The sequence below is a fragment of the Alkalihalobacillus sp. NPDC127517 genome (genome assembly GCF_050276055.1).
Classification (GTDB): Bacteria; Bacillota; Bacilli; order Bacillales; family Bacillaceae_D; genus Alkalicoccobacillus.
This window is the reverse complement of record NZ_JBNNQX010000007.1, coordinates 1-23,823: the sequence shown is the minus strand read 5'-3', so window position 1 is coordinate 23,823 and position 23,823 is coordinate 1. Positions and strand designations below refer to the sequence as shown.

The following is a 23,823-nucleotide window of genomic DNA, read 5'->3' as shown; positions in this document are numbered from 1 at the left end:
TTTGAGATACACTTTTTCATGTTTTCGGTCGCCATTAGGCAAGTAAGATATTTTATAAAAGGTATACCGATAAGTGGTATACCCTTTTTTACGTTCTCCCTCCACTACTAACATAGTCAATCGACTTAACTCTTTAACATAAACAACAGATCCCCTTCCCACCGTAAAGCCTAACTCTAAGAAACGTTCATCCATCGTTTTATATTGTGTGAGCATAAAAAATACCACTATCCTTTATCTGTAGTGGTTACGTCTTGAAACAAGATATATTTCAGTCCTTCTGATTCTTCTTGATATGGTTCGTCTTCATCTTCATGAACGATAAAGTGTGCGGTGATGTTTTTCAACACATTATCCACAACTATTTTCACATCAATGACGAACTGTTCATACACACCTTTTGCAATATATTGTACGTGTTCTTTCATTCGTTCAATTAACTGTTCAGCCACATCTAGGATACCTTGATTATCCAATTGATCCTCTAGGTTCGAACGATTGAGTAAGATCACATTATTCATATATTCATCATCCTTTCATCATTTACTTTCTTGGAAAGTGTTCGACAAGATGGTTCTGAAAGTATAATTCAATCACTCCTTCATCTTTCAATTCCAATACAGTAAAAAAGAAATCATAACTCCCTTCTGTCTCTCGACTGTATTCATCCAAATGAACATGTATTTGTTCTCCTATTTCAGTGTGGCGTGTAAACTCAGCCAACTGATCAAAGATCGGTTCCCATTGGCGTTGAATATTTTTTCTAATCAATAGTTCATTCAACATTGATTCATTGACCACATCTATGAACATCATAAATTTGTCTTCTTGATTCGAATTAGATTCGATGTGCAGACACTTGATACAATAAAAATCATGACAAGACTAATGATTCCCCCGAGAATTACCTGTTCTTCAATCGAGATATACATCACAGTAAAAGCTATAAAAGTAGTCACTATAAAGAAGCTAACTAGTAAAAGAGATGAAAGGATCGTTCTTATCAAAGAAATAACCTCCTTATTTAAATTAAAGTCTGTTTTCTTATAAGAAGATGTTTCAAATATTTCTCAAAAGGGTATTAAGGTTTGTGTTCAAAATTAAAGACCTTCTAAAAGAGAGGGGGATAGCATCTCAGTATCAGAAGAAGCCATTACATATTATTTTGATCATCAATTTCACAGTCCCTAGATTTCGAATAGCATAATTTGCTATCACTCAAAGCTTTTTAACAAACAGTCAGTATATAAATTATTTGAAATAAGGGTGTTGTACATGAAATCAGTAGAAATATCGAATATGATGTTTGAAGATCTAACTTCGCTAACCTCCAGAATATACAATAAAACTCACCTTGCAGATAATGACCTTTTAGAGAACCTATCAGAAAAAGAAGAAACATTACATTGGACACTATTAAATGAAATCTTATTACAAATTAAATTAACCCTTACAGATGAATCACAACAAGGAGAATCTTTTACCTTAGATTTTGATATTTTAGACGAAGCAGCAGAACTCGGAATGGGTATTTTTGATCTTATAGAACTTTTAAGCAACTATCGATATGAGTTACTTCTTGCATATCAAGAAACCTGTGAAGAAAGTAACTTCCATTCTAAAGATTGTAATAGACTCTCAAACAAAACTATACGTATCTTTGATGAAGCCATCTTACAAACAAGCATTAAATATACGAAGCGTCATGAAAATCATTTATCGCTTGCTGAAAAAGAAATCCTATCACTTTCCGCTCCTATCGTTCCTATAAAAGAAGACGTTTCAGTCATTCCTTTAGTAGGTTCTTTAAACAATCAAAGATTAGATACAATCTTTAATGTCACCCTACCTAATGTTGCTGAAGCTGAAGTTCAAACACTTATTTTAGATTTCTCAGGCATTTACTCATTTGATACGTTCGTAGCAGGAAAGATCTTTGATATCAGTAAAACCTTGAAAATCTTAGGTGTAGATTCTGTAATCACAGGATTAAGACCTGAATTAGCGCAAACCATTGTTCAACTAGGGCTTAAACTTAACACCTTTACTATCTACAAGGATGTAAAAACTGCATTACGAAATGTTTGACTCCTAACCCATACAGAAATGTGTGGGTTTTTCATAATAATAAAACCTTGGACGCTATCCAAACCTACAAGCTAATAATGTTCGATTTAGCCCCCTCATTAAAGATCGTATACAGTTAACTATTTCGTGTGAATTAAAGTTCAGTGCATAACCCAGAAGTTCATGGTAAAATGTTCTTAATAATTGAAATAAGCAGGAGGTGTAAATTTGACTATTGGTCTTTTAGCTCTTTTCACTATGCCAGTATGGATGTTTCAAATCCATGAGTTTTTAAAACCTAAAGAGCAGCAAAACAATAAGAAAATTGTCTTATTAACATCATTAGGTAGCTTAATGACAACGATTATAACTATTTCTCTTATCCAAGACTTCTTAAGTTAAAACTTCTCTAAAAGGTTCCCATATGGAACCTTTATTTGTTTATACATAACTAAAGTGGTAACCATTGAAAACCTTGGACGCTGTCCAAACCTGCAAGCTAATTTAGCTTGACCAAGGGTTAAGTCATCCCCCATCCCCCAATCTTGGGGGCGACCCTAGCCGGTAGGCGAACAAAAAAAAGTGTTTTTTTGTTCGGCCAAGAGGGTGTACTTCCGATACTCTATCAACTCCTTAAATTCCTTTCACTCTGTTTCAGTCAGACATTTACCGTTGACAGATACGATATGCAGAGCCTTGATTTATGCGTGTACCATATCTTTGACTTCACCCAACCACACATCAAGCATTTTTTCTTGTTTCTTGGTCATTTCGGCATTGGTCACCATATCTGATAGCTGATTCGTACCTAACACTTGATCCGCTTCAAGTACCATTTTCATAGATGGCGCACATGAATTGCCTAGCCAACGTTTGGTCTTTTCATAAAATTCTTCCTCGGGACTCATTAACAGGCTTAAACGCCCAAAGTCACCAATAAAGTCCTGCCAAAATTGGCTCGTTTCCCATTTGGAACGTGGTTTCTCTTCATCTTTATCCGCAAAGCGAATATAATTATTCACCACTTGCATAGCGATATCCAAAAACTGATTGGTCTTCATCAAAGATAAAATCGCTTTTTGCGCTCGTTCATTTTTCATCCTCAATTCATAGCGATTCCAGTCGTCCATGTCCTCAATCGGTATGTCGTATTTTTCAGCCTGTTCATAATTCTTCTCGTAGAAACAAAGGTACGTTTCTGACTTTTTCGAGCCAAAATATAGGGTTGTTCCTCCATTCGAGCCATCCTTTATGCTGACAGAACCATTAAAATCTGACTTTCGAAACCTTGAAATAGCTTCGCCATTCTGAACCTTTTCAAGCAGATGAGGAACCGTGAAATAGGTCTTCCGATCATCGATCGCAATATCCACTCGACTAAACTTGCCATTCAAATTCAAGCAATCTTGGAAGAAATCGAACCATGTTTTGTTCCGAGCCTTTAAGAATGTTTCAAATTGCCTGCACCCTTTACCTGACATTTCGACTAATATTCCTCGGCTATCTCCTGGCTTCGAATAGAAGACTTTAATTTGATCGAGTTGAAACGTCCCAATGTAGCCATAAAAGCCTGATTCTAATTCCTGCATATACGCTTTCTTTAGATGAACCACCTTTTCAAGAATCAAATCCACATCATGTGTTTTGAAGGATACTCTTACGTAATCCATCATAGCGGTTAATTCATGTTCCACTCCGTTCACCTCGGTTTCTTGTTTTTAATTACTACCCCCCTGTTAGCTAGGGGGGGTTCGTTTAGTAGGTCACTTGCTGCGCTCATTCCCTACGCTTGTTTCCGAGGCTGTCGCTACGTTGCCACTGGCGACTGCCGTCGCCGACGCGCCAACCTCTCCAACGGACGCTTGCTCTATCTCCTTCATGAAATCGTATCCCTTCGGTACAAACGGACTGTAAAACTCCATGATGGTTGATGTACCACTATCCGCATACCCACGCCCCTTAACGCTCTTATTAATAAAGGTTTTATCCGAATCCCCAAACATCATGCCGTACCCTGTCTCCGACATTCTGCCTAACGTCACTCGGAAATTAAACTGGTCACGAATGCCATCCGCTAGATACTTAGCGTCAGGTCGTTGCGCTCCAAGCACTAAAAAATAACCCATCTGCCGACCAAGCATGACGAGTTGTTTCATGTATCCCATCGCTTCATTTCGTTCCTTCATGTCTAATAAGTCCATGAAAGCGACATATTCATCAAAGAAAATAAACACAGGTGGTAAACCTAGATACGCATAGTTTTCACCTGTTCGATAGTCGGGCATGTTTTTCATGTCCTCGGATCGTTTCATCATATCGTCAACGGATTTACGAAGTGTCATGAGAATCCCCGTAGACTTTGAAAAGACCGTTCCTTTAGGGAGAACCGCTTCTAAATCGGCTAAATCTGCATTCTTTGGATCAAGTATTTTGATCTTGGCATTCGATTTAAGTACTGATTGAATGATAGTGAGAATGAAGTACGTTTTTCCTCCACCTGTCCCCCCTGCAATTAGCATGTGCGGGAGTTTATCAAACGACCAATACACACCGTCCATTAGTTTCATTGAGCCATTCTGTACGGTGACTTCCCGTATTGGAATTCTTTTCTTACTAGCGTCATACAACAGCTTGAACACCACGAAGTTTTCTTCCACTTCTCGGTCTACGAGATCGCAAAAAAGACCACTCTCTAAATCCTTTCCTAGGTTTAGATAACGGTCTTGAAATCGGCTCATATCCATCGATATTCGGATATAGATATGACCCTTTTTCTTCTTATAATACGCTCTTGGAAAGTAGGTGATTTTATTTTTACTCACCTGTTTCTCTGACCATTGTGATTCTGATTGAATACGCTGTTCTTCAACAAAGCGATTTGAATAAAACATTCTCGCAATTTTTTGTCTATGCCAAATTGCTTTATAAAAATCATGTAATAAGAAATAGGCAACTACAATTGAAATTAGACCAACAACTATAGAAATACTGACACTCTTTAATATACTCGACCAATTCCACTCACTATAATTGATGAACAATTGATATTCTCTGATATCAATCCAATTAATCATGGTTTCTAAATTACCGATATTCATCCAATACATAGGCGTTAAAAACCCTATAAGGAAAATACTAACCACAGCATTCCGCACACCATTTTTCATGTGAGGTAATATTCTATGCCCTCGATACTTCCAAAGTCGATCTCGAAAACCCATTGTTACCTCCTTCGCACCCTACTAGATAAAAGAAAAAGCGCACTAGATGTCTTCTAGTACGCTCTTAATCAACTAATTATTTTTTATCTGCTCCTGCACCTACTGGTTCTTTGTTCTCCTGCGGTTTCTTATCAAAGCCTTTTTGTCCCAAAGGTTTAATATCCTCTGCAACAATCGTGTAGATGATGTTTGCAAAAGTACCATTCACTTGCGCTCTAGCTGTAATTCTAGGGTGTACCAATTCAACTTCACTCATGAAATCATACTCTTTTAGATCAATATAATCAGGTAGCGTGACTTCAATTTGTCCCTGTTGAATACTCGAACCTAAGTTATAGATTCTCGATTCCAATTTATCTGTACGTTCACCCTTCTCACGGTCATAATACATTCTTTCTCTCGCTAGACCCATAAACACCAAAGTACCAAAAGTTTCTACTGCGTCCGGTTTAATTCCTGCTTTTAAATTCATTTAGAATTCCTCTTTTCTTTTAATTAGTTTTTGTTTTCTCTCGGTTTATTTTCAACGTCATAACTAATATTGTATAAAAGAAAATCGCTCCGGCTCTGTATCCATCATGGCGCTTATCAGTTGCTTTCCTTGCAACTTAGTAGGTCAGAGATATGACCATCAGCACGGATATTCGTCCCTGCTACAGCGTTTCAATAAGTGTTAGCTGTGTCCACTTAATACTCACACACGTGACATTTCAAGAAGAATACGCTATAATAAACTTTCCACAGTTTTATTAGGGCGTATCTGACTTTGTCAGGTGCGCTTTTTTTCTATATGTAATTTTCAATGTACAGTCAATCCTTTCTAGTATTCTAGTTTATCCTCTAAGTGGTTTACCTTCACACTCATTGCATATCCTCAAACACTGATATTTCTTGTCTTCCTATTCGATAATTCTTTGAGATTCTCCTATAGGAAACTCCATGTTCTAAAAGTTTTTCAATGGTATCTTTTGAAATTGGCTGTTTCATGTAGTGGTTTATCTTCACACAACGTAAAGCTAATTTCATTCTAGCTTGCCAATCACCTTCCATTTGTTTCGCTAAAGGAACAGCGATTTGCATAAGACCTTGCATTTCCTTAAAGTTCATTTTCACTACCCCACTCGATCTGACTTTTTGTTATAGAAGAACCGTTCTTCGAATTTACCTCGATTTACTTTACCTCTAATAACCATAAAGCCTTCTTGCTTTAATTCCTTATTAAGTTGCCTAATCACTTCATAAGCCTTAGCTTGTTTTACTTGTAAAATTTCTGACACCTGCTGTGGCGTTAGAAAATCACTCATTTTTTTACCTCCTTAATAAGTTTTTCTAGCTTAATTCAATAATAAATCACCTTATAGTGTAAGTCAATTCATTTTATTCATTTCACGTAAAAAATATAAATAAATTTTATTTATATAAATTTACTCTAAATGATTATAAAAATTATCATTGGTTAAAATATGATTATTGCACGTTTTGTTGATTTTAAAGAAATTTGCTAATTATGTTGGTATCATGTTATTAATAGACTATTAATGGAATAGGTGAAAAAAATGACTTTAGGTCAACGTTTGAAAATTGCCAGAATACAATCTAACTTAAAACAGAATAAAGCCGCAGAGATGATTAATATATCTGGAAACGTATTATCTACTTATGAACGAGACATTCGAGATCCTGACACACAGACATTAAAAAAACTTTGCGAATTATATAGTATTTCTTCTGACTTTCTATTAGATATTAAATCAGAAGACGTTGAAAGTAGTTTTAAAATCGCTAACCCATTAACTGACCCTTTTAATGAAGTTTTAACCGAATTAACTTTTGAGGAATTAAAATATTTATCATCACATATTTCAGATGATGACAAAAATCTTCTAAAAACTATGGTCAAAAATGCTGTAATATCTGTTGATGAATACCTTTCCTCTATAAAAGAAAATTAATTAATCACTATACCCTTGTTTAATTGCTTGGGTATATTTTTAATAAAACTTGTGGAGGTTTTTTTTATGGCTATTAAACAATTAGACAATGGAAAATTTAAAGTTGATGTAAGTTTAGGGGAAGACCCCGTAACTGGTAACAGAAGAAGAAAAATAAGAGTGTTTGACAGCAGGAAAGAAGCAGAAGCTTATGAGGATGAACTTTATCACGTTTACAATACTAAACAAATATTCGGAGAAAGAAAGCTAAGTTTTGAATTTGTTAAAAATATATATCTTGAAGATCGTAAAGTACACACTAAACAAAATACGTCTTCTATGACTCAATATGTTGTAGAAAAGCATATCACACCTTATTTTATTGATAGCAACTTACGAAGTTTAACTGTAGGTGATATACGTAAATTTCAACTTAAGTTGATTGAATCAGGCATGGCAAATAAAACAATCAATAATATTATGGTTATCCTAAAGGGGATATTCAAACAGGCTCTTGAAGAAAATGCAATGTCTTTTAATCCTGCTGATAATGTCTCCAGCTTAAAAAAGCAAACAAAACAAATGAAATTTTGGACACCCGAACAGTTTAAATTATTTCTTTCATTGATTAAAGAAGAAGACTTTCTTTTTAAAGCTTTCTATTCTACAGCATTTTTAACAGGAATGCGTTGTGGGGAAATGCTCGCATTAAACTGGAATGACATTGACACTTATAGAAGAGAAATAAATGTCTATAAAGCACTCTCTTACAATAGAAGTCAGTTAGTAATTTCTGAACCTAAAACAAGAAGTTCTATAAGAAGAATAAGCATTAATAATAAGCTTTTATTATTATTAGACGAATGGAAACAAAAACAAATAGAATTGTTTAGGTTACTCGGAATGTCTCATTCAAATGAAACTCACGTATTTCAATATAAAGACGTCCCTCCCACAAAAGATATATTCAGCCGAAGAATACGCACAATTTGTAAAGGGAGCGATTTAGAACCCATTAGACTTCATGATTTGAGACACTCGCACGTTGCCCTACTAATCCATCAAAAAGAAGATTACGCAACCATAAAAGAAAGATTAGGTCATGCCTCTATAAAAACTACAATTGATGTTTATGGTCATCTTTATCCCAATAAGCAACAAGAGACGGCTGACAAACTAGACGACTTCTTATAATAAATCCTTAAATATATTTATTCAGACAGCTTCCTGCAAATCATAAGATTGACATCAATTTATAGTTAGAGGAGTTTAAAAATGGTTACAATACGTGGAAATTATCAATGTGAAGTTTGTAAGGCAAGAACTTTAGTTAGAGTACAAGTGGGGTGGCTAGATAGTCATCCTGTTAGATTTAACTGTCTAAAATGTGGCATTTTAATAACAGGTACTATGTATCAAGATCAAATAAACATTACGGCACATCTAGTTTTAGAGAATGTAATAAAAGTTACTAATACAAGCTCAGATTATTATATAGAAGCATCCGGAGAATTGCTAACAGAAAAATTACAAAAATTCACACACACAGAAACTATGCTACCTACTTTCTTTAAAACCGGTACAATTACTATGGAAGATTCTGTTATGGAATTTCGTGAGAAAGTATCTACGTATCTATGGATTATAGAAAATGAATGGCCAACTTATAGACGCATAAATGAGTTATGGTTCAATAAAAATTATCACTATCTAAAAAAGGAGTTGAGAAAAAAAATCACAAACAAGCAGTATCCTTTTAATAACGATATACAACTCCTTACCTCCATAAGGCAGCTTAATATACTCTCAATGAAAAATATATTAAAAGATGAGTTTTTTAATGTTCATACCGAAAATATTAGAAACGAAATAAGTTTACTTTACCAAAATCAAAATAGTGAATTAATAGATTTAATGAAACATTTCTCTGGATCAATGAATTTATATGAAAAAAAGATTTTTGAGTCGATTAATCAATTTAATCAGAAATTCAAATATATGATTCCTGTTTTCGGATTGGATTTTTATCAAGATACTAAATTTGATTATAATAAAAAAGGCATTACAACAGTTTCATTTGAAGATTTAAAACAATTTTATGTCGACATTTTTGAACTTGTAACTGAGTTGCTTGATATCGTAGTTGCATATAACAATTTGAAATATAGAAACAACTATCAAATCATGAAATCCAAAAGAAAAGATATTAAGACTTTAGAAAAATTCCAAAATACCAGTAAAGGTGGGAAATTAGAATTTATAGATCGATCTGAAATTTTTGATGAATTGATATATCCTACAATCAGTAATCAATTAAGAAATGCAATTGGACACAACTCATATGATATAGATGTTAAAGAACAAATAATTCAATTCTCCTCCACAAAATCAAAAAATAGTGAAACTTCTACTCTCTCTTTGATAGATTTTACAAAGGCTTGTTGGGAATTATTTCAGACTCTCATAAACATTTCAGAGCTAGTTTACCAAACAAGAAGATTTTATTACATTCACTTAGGACTAACCCCTACATATGAATTGATCTTTGAACCTAAAAAAGTAATAAAAAAAAATAAAACTATAAATAAGAAAAAAAGTATTAACAAGCAGAGAAAATCTTCAAAACGAAAAAATCGAAAATAAGATTCTATAGATTTTAGCTATCACACCGGTTAAAAATATTTAGTCGGTGTGTGTTAATATTATCAATTTCCGAACATTAAAGCAGTATGTAAATATTTAGTTAAAACCCCCTCGGAAAGAAAGTGGAAAGAATCCGCCTTTATTCTCCTATAATATCCCAAAATAAAAAAGTACCAAAGCTCCAAAAGCCTTGGTACTACTGGGATGCGGTTGAGAGGACTCGAACCTCCACGAGTTTAACCTCACTAGGCCCTCAACCTAGCGCGTCTGCCATTCCGCCACAACCGCTCGTTGTTGCATAAAAAAAAGCACTTTGTGAAAAGTGCGGGTGAAGGGACTTGAACCCCCACGTCATAAGACACTAGATCCTAAATCTAGCGCGTCTGCCAATTCCGCCACACCCGCGTATTTAGATAATAAGATAATGGCGGTCCGGACGGGACTCGAACCCGCGACCTCCTGCGTGACAGGCAGGCATTCTAACCAACTGAACTACCGGACCAATATTTACTTCAAGAAAAAATGGTGGAGGATGACGGGCTCGAACCGCCGACCCTCTGCTTGTAAGGCAGATGCTCTCCCAGCTGAGCTAATCCTCCATTATAACTTCAGATAAGCGGCGGATTTTTTCGTCCACTGCGTTATTCTCAATCAGTCACGTACTAAGGTACGCTCCTTCTTTCGAAAACTTGTGTCCTCAAACTCCTTGCTTCTCTTCGTTATTGACTGCAGATAAGCTTCAGATTTCTTTGCTTCTCTTTGTCAATGCTGATTGTGGCAACCTTCGAATCTCTTCGGTTGGTTTCACAGAAATGGTGACCCGTACGGGAATCGAACCCGTGATACCGCCGTGAAAGGGCGGTGTCTTAACCGCTTGACCAACGGGCCTACTTACTAAAATAAAATGGCGGAGAAGGAGGGATTTGAACCCTCGCGCCGCTTACACGACCTACACCCTTAGCAGGGGCGCCCCTTCAGCCACTTGGGTACTTCTCCGTGGCTCCACAGGTAGGACTCGAACCTACGACCGATCGGTTAACAGCCGATTGCTCTACCACTGAGCTACTGTGGAATATGTAACATGTTTGCCGTTTTGGCGACTTCTATAATATATCATAGACAAGTGGTCCAAGCAATATCTTTTTTAAACTTTTTTTAATTTCCCTCTACATTTTCCACATGCGTAGCGAGTGGTGTTGACTCTGCGTTTTCGTGTGTAGGTTTGTTTGCAGATTGTGCATTCGTATGTATGTAGCTGTTTTGGGGTGTTTTGGGCTCCTTCAATGACCTGGCAGTGTCTAAGTCCACCTACCTTGGCAAGAAGCTGTTTAAAGTCCTGATCCTTGTGCTGGTAGCCTCTTTTTAAGATGTGCAGGTGATAGTGGCACAGCTCGTGTTTGATGATGCCAACGAGTTCTTCTTCTCCAAAGGCTTCAAGCATTTTAGGATTGATTTCGATGTCATGTGAGCGTAAGAAGTACCGTCCTCCTGTGGTTCGGAGTCTTGGGTTAAAGCGGGCTTTGTGCAGGAAAGGTCGTTTGAAGTATGTGTTAGACAGATCTTCCACGAGCTGCTGCAGGTCTTGCTCGCGCATTGGATTTCATCCTTTCGTCTCTTCGTTTGTCTTTTAGGAAACACTGACAAACTGCTTTGCATATAGTAGATAATATTATCATATGAACGAAGGAGTTGGCGAATCATGCCTAACTGGTTAAAGAAGCAACTGAAACGTGCATTCGTCGAGAAAAACAAGTATCAGCTCCGCGTGTTGAACCAGTGCTGGTTTTATTATCAACAGAAGGACGGGGAGAAACAGAAATAAAATACTGAAAAACCGACCTTGAACGCTTCAGGTCGGTTTTCGTCTTTTTAAGAAGAAAGGGTTTGGTTTTCTGGTGGAAGCATCGTTAGAGCAATTCTTCCTTTTTGGACGTCCACAGATGATACCCAGACGGTAACGATGTCTCCAACTGCAACAACATCCATTGGATTTTTAACAAACCGTTTCGTCAGCTTTGAGATGTGAACGAGTCCATCTTGTTTCACTCCGATGTCTACAAAGGCACCAAAGTCTACAACGTTACGGACCGTTCCTTCTAGCTCCATTCCTGGTTCTAAGTCTTCCATCTTCAAAACGTCTTGTTTTAAAAGTGGCTTGGCTACTTCATCACGTGGGTCACGTGTTGGACGGATAAAGGCGTCAATAATGTCTTGTAAGGTTGGGAGGCCAATGTTCAACTCTTCAGCCAAGGCCTGGGCATTCATTGCCTGCAATCGCTCCTTCGCTACATCTGAGCCAATATCCGTCGCCGGGATGGCTGCCTTCTCCAGAATAGACGCTGCGACCTTATAGCTTTCTGGATGAATGCCAGTAGCATCAAGTGGCTGCTTGCCATTTTGGATACGCAGGAAACCGATACATTGCTCGTATGTTTTTGCGCCTAAACGCGGGATTTTCTTTAACTCTGCCCGGCTATTGAACCGGCCTTCTTCATCACGCTTTTTGATGATGTTGTTGGCTACCGTTTTTGATAAGCCTGCTACGTATTGCAGGAGCGCAGCGGACGCGGTGTTCACGTTCACTCCTACTCGGTTTACAACGGTTTCTACAACAAAGGATAGGGATTCTGTTAGTTTCTTTTGAGACACATCATGCTGGTATTGACCGACCCCTACTGATTTCGGATCAATTTTAACAAGCTCGGCAAGTGGGTCCTGAAGTCTCCGGGCAATGGAGATGGCACTGCGCTCTTCTACCTGTAAATCAGGGAATTCTTCACGCCCATTGTCAGAAGCTGAATAGACACTCGCTCCAGCTTCGTTGACGATCACGTAAAAGACTTCATCTTCTACCTCACGAATCGTATCTGCAATGAATTGCTCTGTCTCTCTTGATGCTGTTCCATTTCCAATGGCAATCACATTGACACCAAACTGCTTAATAAGCTGTTTCACCACTTTGGATGATTGTTCCACTTGTGACTTTGGCGGAGTTGGATAGATTACTCGGATATCCAGTACCTTCCCTGTATGATCGACAACGGCCAGCTTACAGCCTGTCCGGAATGCCGGATCCACACCAAGAACAATTTGCTGCTTCATTGGTGGCTGAAGCAATAGATTACGCAGGTTCTCAGCAAAGATATGAATGGCCTGTTCTTCTCCCACTTCGTTCAGCTCATTCCGCACTTCTCGTTCAATTGAAGGCTGGATTAAACGCTTATAGCTGTCTTGGACCGCAACTTCTACATATGGTATTGCCTTAGAGTCAAATGAACGAATCGTCTTGCGAACGAGTTCACTTGTTAAGCGGTCATCTGGAGCACTCACACGTACTTTAAGAATGCCTTCCTTCTCTCCGCGGTTTACAGCTAATACGCGGTGAGGCGCAATGGACTTAAGAGGTTCGGAATAATCGTAGTACATCTCGAACACACCTTTTTCATCTGCTTCCTGGTTCTTGACTTCAGCTACTAAGCTACCTTCTTTAATCGTTCTGGTACGAATCAGACTTCTGAGGTCGACATCATCTGCCACCCACTCAGCGATAATGTCCTGCGCCCCTTCGATAGCGGCTTCGACTGTTTCGATTTCATGTTCTTCAGATATGTATGTCTTTGCCGCATCTGTTGGCTCTCCGGTTTTTGGTAACACAAATAACCATTCCGCTAATGGCTCTAGACCCTTTTCCTTCGCAACGGTTGCCCTGGTGCGGCGCTTCTGCTTATATGGACGGTATAGGTCCTCAATGGTTTGTAGCTTATCTGCTGCTTCAATGGATTGGCGTAATTCATCTGTTAACTTCTCTTGTGCATCTATGAGACGGATGACCTCTGCTTTTCGGTCGTTTAATTGGTTTACATAGGCCCACCGCTCAGCCAGCTCCTTCAGCTGAACTTCATCCATACCACCTGTCATTTCTTTACGGTATCTCGCAATAAATGGGACAGTGTTCCCTTCGTCCATCATGGCAATCACTTGTTTGACGTGTGATGCTTTGACTGTTAATTCCGCGGCAATCTGCTGAATCATCGAATCCTTCTCTTCCATGTTCTTGCCCTCCTTTGTTTCCATAAAACTATTCTACCATAGACTTCGACAGCAAATAAAATAAGCCTTCCACCTCATCACGCGGTGAAAAGCTTATTTTAATTTCCCTATTAACAAAGTGACATCATCATTGTCTACATATTTGGCTGTATCAAAAATTCGGTTGTTGTTTTCACTCAAGCTATTGATCTCAAGTAGGGTTAACTTAGGAGGTGGACTTGCCACACCATCCGAATAGAGGATAAAAATCGTTCCATCATCGTAGTAGTAATGACTTTCCTGTATCTTTTCATTTCGACCGCACAAATAGCCTCTTCTTGAAATCGGTTGAACCACAGTTCCATTTGGATTATACATTACAAATCCAATGTTACCCATGTTACTGTAACTGATTTTGCGTTCCTCAAAATTCAACTTAACGATCGTTAAGACCGCACCACGCTTATTTAGTAAGGCTTGGTTACATCTCTCAACAATTTCTTTTACAGGTAAGTGATGCTCTTTCTTCACGACTTCAGCTGCAGCTTGTGCTGATTCGCTTGCACCTTCTCCACTTCCTAAACCGTCAATGACGGTGCATACCACATAATCATCTGTGTTAATAATCGTATGAGCATCTCCGCAATACTCTCCGTTATTCTTTGATCGTTCTAAGACAGCGACTTCAATGTGATGGTCTTGCGTATACATAACCATTACAAAATCTCAGACGGTTCCACGCGAATCGATTCTCTTAGTTTTTCTAATGCACGTCGTTGAAGTCTTGATACATGCATCTGTGAGATTCCTAAGCGCTCTCCCGCTTCCTTTTGACTATAGTTATCGTAATATGTGTATTGAAGTATTAATTTTTCTCGTTCATTTAATACTTGAAATGCTTTTTCTAAAAGCATTTGCTGATCAGTCTGCTCATACCCGCTATCTTCTTTCCCAACTAGATCCAGAAGAGTAACCTCGCCACCTTCTTGATCCGCTTCGAGTGCCCGGTTAACCGATAGCGCCTGATAGCTCTTGCTCATCTCCATGGTTTCAAGAATTTCCTCTTCCGAAACCTCAAGAAAATCCGAGATCTCATGTAGCTGAGGTGAACGTTGCAACTCAGCTGTGAGCGTATCTACAGCCTTTTTGATCTTAGGTCCAAGCTCTTTGATTCGACGAGGTACGTGAACACTCCACGTCTTGTCTCGAATAAATCGCTTAATTTCTCCAACGATTGTCGGCACTGCAAATGACTCAAAGCTACGACCGAATTCTCCATCAAAACGTTGCAATGCAGCAAGTAAGCCGACCATGCCGACTTGGAATAAATCCTCATCATGCTCTCTGCCCTTAGAGAATTTCCTTGATAGAGAACGAACCAAAGCTTCATAGTGCTTAACCAGCTTTAGCTGGACATCATCGTTACGGGTTTCTTGAAACTCTTTAATCCACCCGTAGACCTTATCCTTGTTCTGACTGTAATGATGAGATTCCGTCGACATGTTCTTCCACCTCATTTTTCCGTAGAAACTTTGTCATCATCAATACAACTCCGGCCTCATCGTGAATCTGAACTTTATCCATGAGTGTACTGATGAGGAATAAACCAAGTCCACCTTCTTTCATATCACCAATTGGCTGTTTGGAATCAACAGGTCCAAGCTTCCCTTGTAGCTCTTTGCTATCAAAGCTTTGGCCTTCGTCGGCAATGATGATTTCAATTCGATCTTCAAATAAATCACAGGCGATTTTGATATTGCCACCATCTTCATACGCGTGACTTACAGCGTTTGTACACGCCTCAGCTACTGCAATCTTCATATCCTCAATATCGTCATAAGAAAAACCTAACCGATTGGCAATTCCCGAAATGGTCAGGCGTACAACACCGACGTACTCCGCTTTCGCTGGAATACTCATTTCTATATGGTCTACTTGATGTTCATTCATTTCGCTTCTTCCCCCCGATCAACGATGTTCATCACTTCATCTAGACCAGTAATGACAAAAAGACGCTTGATACGCTCTGACATACCAACTAATGTTAACGTGCTGTCATTTGAGTCAGTTGCCTTAAGAACTCCAACAAAGACTCCTAAACCCGTACTATCTATATATTGAACCTCAGATAAGTCCACCACAACTTCTGCTCCTGACCCTTCAGTAAGCGGAATAAGGGTTTCTTTTAACTTAGGTGCTGTATACGTATCTATTTCTCCAGCGAGAAAAACATTCTTTTGACTTTCTAATTCCTCGACTCGTATATCCAAATTCAATGTAGCAACCTCCTTGAGTTAGAACCGTCTCGACTTTGTGTCTACTATTCAATGTACCTTGTTTACCACAAATCGTTGGTCTTTAAACCTGTCTTCTTAAAATGATTAACGTTAAATCATCTCTTAATGTAAAATCCTGCAATTTACTTAGTTCACGATACACATTTTCAGCTAATTCCTGCGCCTCAAGATGCATTGATTTTCGAATGAGATCCACAATTTCCTCACGTTCAAGAAACTCTTCTCCCATGCGGCATTCTGTTACACCGTCCGTTAAGAGAATAACCATATCTCCTATGTCCAGCTGTTTCACATATTCTTGGTACGTGGCCTTTTTTGAGACACCAAGAACTAAACCCCTTGCGCTTAGATCCTCAAATGAGTCACTTTTGGCATGATAAAAGAAACCAGGCTCGTGCCCAGCACCTGAATAGGTAAACTCGTGAGCTTGAACATTGTAATAACCATACATCATAGTCACAAACATACTGTCGTCTACATTTTGCTCAACTACTCGATTTAAATTCTCTAAAAGTGCACTTGGATTCAGCTGCTGCTCAGGCAAGCTGTCCATGGCATACTTAATCATAGACATACATAGAGCTGCTGGCACACCTTTCCCGATGATATCGGCAATGGCTAGCCCAATGCTTCCATGTTGATCCATTACATAGTGGTAATAATCTCCACTCATTTTCTTAGCGGGTACACTTACAATCCCTATATCTAAGCCTGTTACAGAGACTTCCTCACGAGGCAGGAGAGTTTGTTGCATTTTAGCTGCAACATCAATCTCCGCCTCAAGCTCCTGTTGACGATCTCTTAAGATCTGATGTTCACGATAGGCCATTCCATATCCCATCATGGCCTCCAAAAGAAAATCAAAGGATGCTTGAATGTCATCAGGTAGCTCTGGATATAGCTGATCCATAATGGAGCGATGCAGACTAACAAGCTCTTCAGGAGACGTATTATGCTCCAGCAACGTTCTTGTGAACTGTTGAGCTTCGTATAGTACATGCTCACTCCCTGTATCTAAATAGGACTCTAAAATCTTTTTATAGGACGTTTCAATATTGTTGTCTGTGTAATTCATAGTTCATTTTAGCCCTCCCTAGCGGAGCCATTTCGTTGCAGTAATGGTTGTCCCTTTATCTACTTCTGATTCAATATTAAAATCATCCATTAAACGCTTTACACCAGGGAGACCTGCTCCAAGTCCGCTTGAAGTCGTGAAGCCATCTACCATGACCTGTCTTAAATCAGGTATACCTGGGCCTAAGTCTGCTGCGATAATTTTAATTCCTTTTTTCGTTCCGAACTTTCCTTTGTCTTCAACGATCTCAATCTTAATTTCTCCACGTTGCGCGTAAAGGTAGATATTACGAGCCAGCTCTGAGATGGCTGTCGTAATCCTGGCCTGATCTACATTTCCAAAGCCAAGCTCCTTTGAAAGGGTTCTTCCTGCCTGTCTTGCAGCAACGATTCCCCATTCATTTTTTACTTCAACACAGGATTGGGTTTCCATCATCTAACCCTCCAGTTCCTGTTGCAATTTCTCTAAGCCCTGTTCCAAATCTAGTGCTGTTGATACATCCTCGAGCTTTATGCCCATATCAATCAACGTAATGGCCACAGCTGGTCTAATACCTGTAAGGACAACTTTTGCTCCCATCAAGCTTGACATATCGACGACATCGCCTAGAACTTTTGCGATAAAGGAGTCGATCATATCTACCGACGTAAGGTCGATAACTACGCCTGAGGATCCTTCTTGATGAATCTTATTGAGGAGGTCCTCTTGAAATTGAAGAGCCGTTTGGTCATCTAATTCAGTTTGTATACTAATTAGTAAATATTCTCCAAGTTTTAAAATTGGAATTCTCATAACCCCTATACCTCCAGCTTACATCTCAATCTTATTTTGATTACACATTTCAAGCGCTTTTTGCATTCCCTTTTGCAGCGTACTCTTAGTTGGGAATTTCGTTAGGTCAATTCCTAGATTAACAATGGTTTGTGCGATCTCTGGGCGAATACCCACAAGAATCGACGTTGCTCCGACAAGTCTTACCGCTTCTGAAGCTTCAATAATGTGGTGAGCTACCATTGTATCTACAATAGGTACACCCGTAATATCAATCAAGACAACCTTAGAACGATTTTTAATGACTCCATTTAATAAGTTTTCCATGATTAACTTCGCTCGAGTCGTGTCAATACTGCCGATTAGAGGCATAACCGTTATTCCTTCAAATACAGGGATAAGAGGTGCCGATAATTCTAGTAAGGAAAGCTTTTGCATTTCTAATGTATCTTCCCACGACTCAATGTACTTAGATACAAGAAAATTATTCATGTTGTCGATCCATTCATTTAGTTCACTATAAATATCTAAGACGTCCGCCCCATCTGGTGGAACATCTTTAAGCTGTTGGTGAAACGCTTTTCTAAGGCCCTGAAGTGCTTTTGTAAAGTAAGTCAGCGACCGTCCAGATTGAATATACTGCTCAGTGAATTGCCTTAACCCTTCTAAAGAGTCTTCTTCGTTCAGCCTAGCTGTTTGAAGAATTAAGGTCATATATTCTTGATTTGTATGCTCTACGGCTTTTTCAAGAGAGGCTTTGATCTCCACCTCACTGCGCAATGCTGATAATTGCTGATCCCATTGGCTGATGATTCGCTCTTGATGCTTTTGTAGATAGGAAATTGCGGTCGATTGCATAGAATATCCTCCAAATATAGTCTCTGTCCTCATTATTCCATGAGTTTGCTTTTGTTGCAAAGAGAAACTATCCTAAATTCTATCAATTTGCCCCAAACAATAAAAAATCCCCACTATCTTAAAAGGGGGATTTCAAATGGTCGAATCAAAAATCAACTAAACCTAAACTTATAAATAATGCCTCATTGACTGAATTCATCATGTTTTCATCAAGATGCGTAATCTTATCAGTTAGACGTTGTTTATCTATTGTACGTAATTGTTCTAATAATATAACCGAATCGCGGTCAAATCCATACCTTTTCGCATTAATTTCAACATGAGTCGGTAATTTAGCTTTTTGAATTTGCGCTGTAATTGCCGCAACAATTACAGTAGGACTGAAACGGTTTCCAATATCATTTTGAATGATTAAAACAGGCCTGACACCGCCCTGTTCGGAACCTACCACCGGTGAGAGGTCCGCAAAATATACGTCTCCTCTTTTCACAATCAAATGCTACACCCCACTTACTAAACGAACAAGGGTTAGATCCGCTTCCTCCTCCGCAAGAAAAGCCTCTGATGCAATTGTCAGATTAATTTTTGCCATCTCCATGTAACCTTGCTGCATCGATTCGCGAATTTGGGATTGTTGTTTTTCCATGATATACGTTTTAGTTGCTCTAGAGATAAATTCACTTCTATTAAGGTTTTCCTGTTCTAACAATGCATCCACCTCGTTTAACAATTGTTGGGGTAATGTAACGGTAATATCCTTAAATTGTTGATCCTTCATAAAACGTATCAACCTCCACCATAAAACGCCTTGTACAAAAATCACTCTGCCGTTCGACGGTAACAAGCTTACTGCTTTTACCTTTTATACTCAAGATTTATCATAGCATTGGAGTGTATGGATTGCAAAGAGGTTTTTGGAAAGGTTTTTAAGATATTCTTGTTAGAAATCATTCCCTACCGAGTTTTGGATATACATATTCTTTAGATTTGGTTCTTAACAGAGATTAATTTGCCCTCTTTATAATAATGTCTTGGCACCCGCTTACTTATGATACAAGGAATTTCATAGTTAATGGTATCAAGCCTTCGTGCGACAGTATCCATGGACATTTCCTTACCATGATCATGCCCAATTAAGGTTACAATTGTTCCTTCTTCCTTTAATGAATTCAATCGAATCATACATTGATCCATGCAAATTCTTCCAACAAAAGGAAGCTCTTCACCATCCACTAAAACAGTGCCTCCGTTTGTTGAGTGCGCTCTGATCCAACCATCCGCATAGCCAATAGGCAGGGTACCGATCCATTCATCTCGTTCAGTCACATATGTGGCGCCATAGCTTATTGCTTTTCCCTCCTCAAGCTTCTTTACTTGAGCGAGCCTTGTTTTGAGCTGGAAAGCAGGCTCCAGGGGAAACGGTAGCTGGTGCTTGATCTCAGGAGACGGGCTTAGCCCATACATAGAGATTCCAAATCGCACCATGTTAAAGGCACGCTCCGGGAAACGTAATGCTGCTGCACTGTTTGCACAATGGATTAGTGGAATGGAAAGGTTCTCTTTCTCGACCTGATGGACAAATTGCTGAAACAGTTTAAATTGTTCCTGATAATACGTAGTATCCAGCTCATCCGCCGTAGCAAAATGAGTGAACATTCCTTCAAGATAAAAGGTATTTGAAGCGTAGATCATTCTCGCCATTTCTCTTACTTCGATGGGGTCCGTCATTCCAAGGCGCCCCATTCCGGTATCACACTTTACATGGATTGTTAAAGGGATTGAAGAATCTAATTTTTCTTGAGCATTAACTAGCCATTCCTTTGAGAACACAGTCACAGCAATGTGATGCTTCGCGGCAACATACGCATCGACTGGCCGGACGCGCCCAAGTACTAGGATTGGTGCTGTGATTCCAGCCTCACGCAATTCAAGAGCCTCATCTAATATGGCTACACCTAAAAAGGTTGCACCCCCGGCGATCGCGGCTTTTGCCACAGGGACTGCTCCATGACCATATCCGTCTGCTTTTACTACAGCCATAATGGTTGTTTCCTGCTTCTGATAAACATACGATAACGAGCGCACATTTTGTTCAATGGCGGATAGATTCACTTCCACCCAGGTATCACGATAATAGGGATCCATTTGTTCAGCTTGCATCTTGGTCACTCTCCATTAATCATTCATCCTCTTGGATAATTAGATTATGAATGGCTTCGACACAACCTGTCAATTTCAATTCATGAATCATGATTCCTGTTAAGCAGTCACCCATCTCTTAACTGTTCTCATCGTGTCACACCTCTCAAAACAAAAAATAACCATTCATGCTCTCCAGTCCACTTGGGATCACATACAAAAATAAAAAAAGGACGCACATGCCATGAGGTTGGAATGTACGTCACTGTTACCTTATTTCATTGATTTATTTTTCAGTTGTGCCGTATACGGAGCGGGCCACACTTGCCATTTCTTCTGAATCAAGATCAGAGGAAGCAAGGTAGAACTCAGACCCACCATGAGACCAAATTAATGCATCTCCCGTTTGTACGCCAATTGTAAATCCTAGGTCAACCGGCTGCCCTTCAGCCATATTCGCAGCAGTTGTTGAAGCTGGCACAGCATCTGCTTGAGACTGAATGAGTGTAAACGATTTGTCACCAGTGTATTCCTGAACGTAACTTGTTCCATCTTCTGTTTCTACTTCTTTTGAAGCAGAAGCACTTGTTCCATCAGGTACATACATTGGGTACAGAATTTCCATCTCATCTTCTTGACCGCTAGCAAGCGTTGGCTCTGATAATTGTGCCCCTGTCATGTTACGTTCCATTTCAAAATCATCATCATTAAATGTCGCGTTTTTATCAAACTCTGTGAAATCAAGTGTGACTAGTGGAGATTGCTCGGAATCCAGAATCTCAACTTTTACTGGGCTTAGATCTTTTTTGTTTAATTGAATTTGTTGCTTGTTTAAGTTCTTATTTTGATAATTCGTTGCCGTTTCAAATGTGTAATGATCCTCATCTTGAGAGAAGATGCGCTCCTGATCTGTTAAGATGTCAGCCACCAAAGACTCATATAGATAACTTTGGCTTGTTGTTTTTGGCCAATCACTTTGGAAACGGAAGCTTTTGTTTAATGCAGGTGTTAATACAAAGACTCCATCATCATTACGCAGGATGATTTGACTCTGATCTTTATCCTTGTTGTTCAACATCACTCTGTAGAACCCTTCCTTCTGATACCATACTTCTACATCATAGGTTTGAGGTTCATTACCTGTTTCAAGCTGCATTGTTGCCTTTGCTTTATACCCTGTCAACTCTTCAAGGGTTGTTCCCAGATCCTCCAACACATCCTCTTGTGTTTTCTCACCACAACCAGCAAGCATGATCATCATTAACACGCTCACCAGGAAGAACCAGCTAACTCGTTTCATCCTTCACCCCTCCATCTCATTTTGCCGCTAATTAGAGAAATTACCGTCTAATTGACGAGCTGTTTCCCTTCGCACTACAACTATATGAGACAACCTAAGTGAATATGCAGACGAGTCCTAAAGCTTGATTCAGAAAGATTTCGCTTCTATAATTACCTGTGCAACCGCATATGCTTGACTATGTGAGATAGATACGTGAATGGTCTCAACAATTGGTCCGGTCATTGTTGGCTTACCATTGCAATCATTTAAGATTTCAACATCCATCCATGAAACCTCTTTTATTCCAGAGGCTTTAACAAAGGCCTCTTTTGCAGCAAATCTGCCAGCCACATGTTCTCTTTTTCTTGAGTCAGACATGTTCTGAAGAGCAGCTCGTTCTTGTATGGTTAAGATACGCTCAACAAATCGTGCATTTCGTTTCATTGCCCGTTCAATACGTGAAAGCTCAATAATATCGACACCTATTCCGTGAATCATGTAACAAACCTCAATTCTACTTATCATCTATTCGTTTTAAAAAGGAGGGCACCGATGTTTATACGCAACGAAAGCTTTTATTCATTTAGAAAAAATTATCCTGTTGTCACGATTTTAGTTGCCATTCATTTGGTTCTGTTTTTGTGGGTCAACTTCTTCCCGTTTGGAAATCAGGTTCTATACTTGTTGATCGGAAGTAATCTCCAAGTCATGTTCGGAGAAGGTTGGCGCCTTATTACACCGATCTTTTTGCATGAGGGTTTAATGCACGTGGTGTTTAATTCATTTTCCCTCGTGATCTTTGGTCCTGCCATTGAGCGGATACTCGGAACCGTGAAATTCACAGCCATTTATTTACTATCAGGAATCCTTGCGAATATCGCCACGTATTTCTTAGGCGACATTACGTATCTTCATTTAGGGGCATCTGGTGCCATCTTTGGTTTGTTTGGCGTACTTGTTTATATGATATGGGCCCGCAAAGATCTCATTGACCGTGCAAATTCTCAACTTGTTATAACCATCACCATTATTGCGTTAGTGATGACGTTTGTAAACCCAGGTATCAACATCCTTGCCCATCTCTTTGGATTTCTTGCCGGTATGGCTCTTGCACCTCTCTTCACAATCGGGGCCAAGCCTTATCAAGCGAGACATTACAATCAACACGTGCATGATAGCGAGGAGCCTAGCTTTAACCCAAACCGCTGGGCCAATCAAGAAAAGAAAAAGCAAAGGAAGAAAATTACCTGGATTGTGGTAGCAGTCATTGTTGTGGGGTTAATGATTCTACGTTTTATGGAGTAGTGATTAATGGAGATCTTGGAATATATCTGAAAATGAACGAGTTATGAGGATGGCGAATGATTCAATTGCAGAATCATTCGCCATTTGTGATTTTATCTGAACAAGCGGAGGGAGAACCCGAGACTCCCTCCGAAAAAGTTAATGTATCAATGGTTTTAAGGTTTTTAAAGAGATAAAAATATTTTTTATGAATCAATCAATATCA

At 39.0% G+C, this 23,823-nt stretch carries 29 protein-coding genes, 7 tRNA genes and 1 pseudogene; 7 read left to right on the top strand and 30 right to left on the bottom strand.

Annotated elements, in window-relative coordinates; genetic code table 11:
- Positions 1-227: 227 nt before the first annotated feature.
- From ACQKKO_RS10745 to ACQKKO_RS10735, 3 genes are read right to left on the bottom strand one after another with little or no spacing between them, the layout of a single operon-like run.
- Complete coding sequence (locus ACQKKO_RS10745) at positions 228-521, bottom strand: hypothetical protein (RefSeq protein WP_498646982.1); 294 nt, start codon at positions 519-521, stop codon at positions 228-230.
- Positions 522-543: 22 nt separating this feature from the next.
- Positions 544-816, bottom strand: coding sequence for a hypothetical protein (locus ACQKKO_RS10740; RefSeq protein ID WP_498646981.1), 273 nt, complete (start codon positions 814-816; stop codon positions 544-546).
- Positions 813-1,007, bottom strand: coding sequence for a hypothetical protein (locus tag ACQKKO_RS10735; RefSeq protein WP_498646979.1), 195 nt, complete (start codon positions 1,005-1,007; stop codon positions 813-815). The genes ACQKKO_RS10740 and ACQKKO_RS10735 overlap by 4 nt, the downstream gene beginning before the upstream one ends.
- Positions 1,008-1,275: 268 nt before the next feature.
- Between ACQKKO_RS10735 and ACQKKO_RS10730 the strand changes: the two genes are divergently transcribed.
- Positions 1,276-2,088 (top strand): STAS domain-containing protein, encoded by an 813-nt coding sequence (locus ACQKKO_RS10730; RefSeq protein WP_498646978.1) that lies wholly within the window; start codon positions 1,276-1,278, stop codon positions 2,086-2,088.
- Between the two features lie 207 nt (positions 2,089-2,295).
- The gene (locus tag ACQKKO_RS10725; protein WP_498646976.1) at positions 2,296-2,469 is read left to right on the top strand and encodes a hypothetical protein; all 174 of its coding nucleotides are present in this window, start codon (positions 2,296-2,298) and stop codon (positions 2,467-2,469) included.
- A gap of 299 nt (positions 2,470-2,768) precedes the next feature.
- Here the strand turns inward: ACQKKO_RS10725 and ACQKKO_RS10720 are convergent.
- The 5 genes and pseudogenes from ACQKKO_RS10720 to xis all read right to left on the bottom strand — a co-directional run bounded on the left by ACQKKO_RS10720 (position 2,769) and on the right by xis (position 6,592).
- Positions 2,769-3,847: pseudogene (locus tag ACQKKO_RS10720) on the bottom strand (replication initiation factor domain-containing protein).
- Entirely contained in the window at positions 3,831-5,234 is a 1,404-nt protein-coding gene (locus tag ACQKKO_RS10715; protein ID WP_498647419.1) for an FtsK/SpoIIIE domain-containing protein, read from the bottom strand. Before ACQKKO_RS10715 ends, ACQKKO_RS10720 begins: the two are co-directional and overlap by 17 nt.
- Positions 5,235-5,364: 130 nt before the next feature.
- A complete protein-coding gene (locus ACQKKO_RS10710; protein ID WP_498646974.1) occupies positions 5,365-5,760 on the bottom strand; it encodes a DUF961 family protein in 396 nt (131 codons plus the stop codon).
- A 389-nt stretch (positions 5,761-6,149) separates the two neighbouring features.
- Entirely contained in the window at positions 6,150-6,395 is a 246-nt protein-coding gene (locus tag ACQKKO_RS10705) for a hypothetical protein (RefSeq protein WP_498646972.1), read from the bottom strand.
- Positions 6,396-6,400: 5 nt separating this feature from the next.
- Complete coding sequence (xis, locus tag ACQKKO_RS10700; RefSeq protein ID WP_498646970.1) at positions 6,401-6,592, bottom strand: ICEBs1 excisionase; 192 nt, start codon at positions 6,590-6,592, stop codon at positions 6,401-6,403.
- 252 nt (positions 6,593-6,844) lie between these two features.
- On the opposite strand from xis, the gene ACQKKO_RS10695 reads away from it, so the two are divergent.
- From ACQKKO_RS10695 to ACQKKO_RS10685, 3 genes are all read left to right on the top strand, one after another.
- On the top strand, positions 6,845-7,240 hold the full coding sequence (locus ACQKKO_RS10695) for a helix-turn-helix domain-containing protein (RefSeq protein ID WP_498646968.1): 396 nt from the start codon (positions 6,845-6,847) through the stop codon (positions 7,238-7,240).
- Positions 7,241-7,306: 66 nt separating this feature from the next.
- Entirely contained in the window at positions 7,307-8,413 is a 1,107-nt protein-coding gene (locus tag ACQKKO_RS10690; RefSeq protein WP_498646966.1) for a tyrosine-type recombinase/integrase, read from the top strand.
- 81 nt (positions 8,414-8,494) lie between these two features.
- Positions 8,495-9,862, top strand: a complete 1,368-nt coding sequence (locus tag ACQKKO_RS10685) for a metal-binding protein (protein WP_498646964.1) — start codon at positions 8,495-8,497, stop codon at positions 9,860-9,862.
- Positions 9,863-10,067: 205 nt separating this feature from the next.
- Here the strand turns inward: ACQKKO_RS10685 and ACQKKO_RS10680 are convergent.
- The 8 genes from ACQKKO_RS10680 to ACQKKO_RS10645 all read right to left on the bottom strand — a co-directional run bounded on the left by ACQKKO_RS10680 (position 10,068) and on the right by ACQKKO_RS10645 (position 11,456).
- A tRNA-Leu gene (locus ACQKKO_RS10680) sits at positions 10,068-10,150 on the bottom strand.
- A 35-nt stretch (positions 10,151-10,185) separates the two neighbouring features.
- Positions 10,186-10,267, bottom strand: a tRNA-Leu gene (locus tag ACQKKO_RS10675).
- A gap of 20 nt (positions 10,268-10,287) precedes the next feature.
- Positions 10,288-10,364 (bottom strand) — tRNA-Asp (locus ACQKKO_RS10670).
- A 21-nt stretch (positions 10,365-10,385) separates the two neighbouring features.
- Positions 10,386-10,461: transfer RNA gene (locus ACQKKO_RS10665), tRNA-Val, on the bottom strand.
- Positions 10,462-10,675: 214 nt separating this feature from the next.
- Positions 10,676-10,750: transfer RNA gene (locus tag ACQKKO_RS10660), tRNA-Glu, on the bottom strand.
- A 17-nt stretch (positions 10,751-10,767) separates the two neighbouring features.
- A tRNA-Ser gene (locus ACQKKO_RS10655) sits at positions 10,768-10,858 on the bottom strand.
- Between the two features lies 1 nt (position 10,859).
- A tRNA-Asn gene (locus tag ACQKKO_RS10650) sits at positions 10,860-10,934 on the bottom strand.
- A gap of 72 nt (positions 10,935-11,006) precedes the next feature.
- Positions 11,007-11,456, bottom strand: coding sequence for a SprT family protein (locus ACQKKO_RS10645; RefSeq protein WP_498646962.1), 450 nt, complete (start codon positions 11,454-11,456; stop codon positions 11,007-11,009).
- 105 nt (positions 11,457-11,561) lie between these two features.
- On the opposite strand from ACQKKO_RS10645, the gene cmpA reads away from it, so the two are divergent.
- Positions 11,562-11,684, top strand: coding sequence for a cortex morphogenetic protein CmpA (gene cmpA, locus ACQKKO_RS10640; RefSeq protein ID WP_440161637.1), 123 nt, complete (start codon positions 11,562-11,564; stop codon positions 11,682-11,684).
- Positions 11,685-11,731: 47 nt separating this feature from the next.
- On the opposite strand, the gene ACQKKO_RS10635 is transcribed toward cmpA, so the two are convergent.
- From ACQKKO_RS10635 to acpS, 14 genes are all read right to left on the bottom strand, one after another.
- Complete coding sequence (locus tag ACQKKO_RS10635; RefSeq protein ID WP_498646960.1) at positions 11,732-13,912, bottom strand: Tex family protein; 2,181 nt, start codon at positions 13,910-13,912, stop codon at positions 11,732-11,734.
- 93 nt (positions 13,913-14,005) lie between these two features.
- A complete protein-coding gene (locus ACQKKO_RS10630) occupies positions 14,006-14,608 on the bottom strand; it encodes a SpoIIE family protein phosphatase (RefSeq protein WP_498646958.1) in 603 nt (200 codons plus the stop codon).
- Positions 14,608-15,393, bottom strand: a complete 786-nt coding sequence (gene sigB, locus ACQKKO_RS10625; RefSeq protein ID WP_498646957.1) for an RNA polymerase sigma factor SigB — start codon at positions 15,391-15,393, stop codon at positions 14,608-14,610. Before sigB ends, ACQKKO_RS10630 begins: the two co-directional genes overlap by 1 nt.
- Positions 15,353-15,841, bottom strand: a complete 489-nt coding sequence (gene rsbW / locus ACQKKO_RS10620; RefSeq protein WP_498646955.1) for an anti-sigma B factor RsbW — start codon at positions 15,839-15,841, stop codon at positions 15,353-15,355. Before rsbW ends, sigB begins: the two co-directional genes overlap by 41 nt.
- Positions 15,838-16,167 (bottom strand): STAS domain-containing protein, encoded by a 330-nt coding sequence (locus ACQKKO_RS10615; RefSeq protein WP_498646953.1) that lies wholly within the window; start codon positions 16,165-16,167, stop codon positions 15,838-15,840. Before ACQKKO_RS10615 ends, rsbW begins: the two co-directional genes overlap by 4 nt.
- Positions 16,168-16,249: 82 nt before the next feature.
- Entirely contained in the window at positions 16,250-17,263 is a 1,014-nt protein-coding gene (locus ACQKKO_RS10610) for a PP2C family protein-serine/threonine phosphatase (protein ID WP_498646951.1), read from the bottom strand.
- A gap of 18 nt (positions 17,264-17,281) precedes the next feature.
- A complete protein-coding gene (locus tag ACQKKO_RS10605) occupies positions 17,282-17,695 on the bottom strand; it encodes an anti-sigma regulatory factor (RefSeq protein WP_498646949.1) in 414 nt (137 codons plus the stop codon).
- A 3-nt stretch (positions 17,696-17,698) separates the two neighbouring features.
- Positions 17,699-18,055 (bottom strand): STAS domain-containing protein, encoded by a 357-nt coding sequence (locus ACQKKO_RS10600; RefSeq protein ID WP_203088996.1) that lies wholly within the window; start codon positions 18,053-18,055, stop codon positions 17,699-17,701.
- A gap of 18 nt (positions 18,056-18,073) precedes the next feature.
- Entirely contained in the window at positions 18,074-18,892 is an 819-nt protein-coding gene (rsbRA, locus tag ACQKKO_RS10595; RefSeq protein WP_498646947.1) for an RsbT co-antagonist protein RsbRA, read from the bottom strand.
- Between the two features lie 145 nt (positions 18,893-19,037).
- Positions 19,038-19,388 (bottom strand): type II toxin-antitoxin system PemK/MazF family toxin, encoded by a 351-nt coding sequence (locus ACQKKO_RS10590; protein ID WP_343129380.1) that lies wholly within the window; start codon positions 19,386-19,388, stop codon positions 19,038-19,040.
- 3 nt (positions 19,389-19,391) lie between these two features.
- Complete coding sequence (locus tag ACQKKO_RS10585; RefSeq protein ID WP_343129379.1) at positions 19,392-19,670, bottom strand: CopG family ribbon-helix-helix protein; 279 nt, start codon at positions 19,668-19,670, stop codon at positions 19,392-19,394.
- Positions 19,671-19,873: 203 nt separating this feature from the next.
- On the bottom strand, positions 19,874-21,037 hold the full coding sequence (alr, locus tag ACQKKO_RS10580) for an alanine racemase (RefSeq protein WP_498647417.1): 1,164 nt from the start codon (positions 21,035-21,037) through the stop codon (positions 19,874-19,876).
- A gap of 280 nt (positions 21,038-21,317) precedes the next feature.
- On the bottom strand, positions 21,318-22,331 hold the full coding sequence (locus ACQKKO_RS10575; protein ID WP_498646944.1) for a LolA family protein: 1,014 nt from the start codon (positions 22,329-22,331) through the stop codon (positions 21,318-21,320).
- Positions 22,332-22,460: 129 nt separating this feature from the next.
- A complete protein-coding gene (acpS, locus tag ACQKKO_RS10570) occupies positions 22,461-22,811 on the bottom strand; it encodes a holo-ACP synthase (RefSeq protein WP_498646942.1) in 351 nt (116 codons plus the stop codon).
- 54 nt (positions 22,812-22,865) lie between these two features.
- Here acpS and ACQKKO_RS10565 point away from each other — a divergent pair, with 54 nt between their 5' ends.
- Positions 22,866-23,618, top strand: a complete 753-nt coding sequence (locus tag ACQKKO_RS10565) for a rhomboid family intramembrane serine protease (protein WP_498646940.1) — start codon at positions 22,866-22,868, stop codon at positions 23,616-23,618.
- The last annotated feature ends 205 nt before the right edge of the window (positions 23,619-23,823 follow it).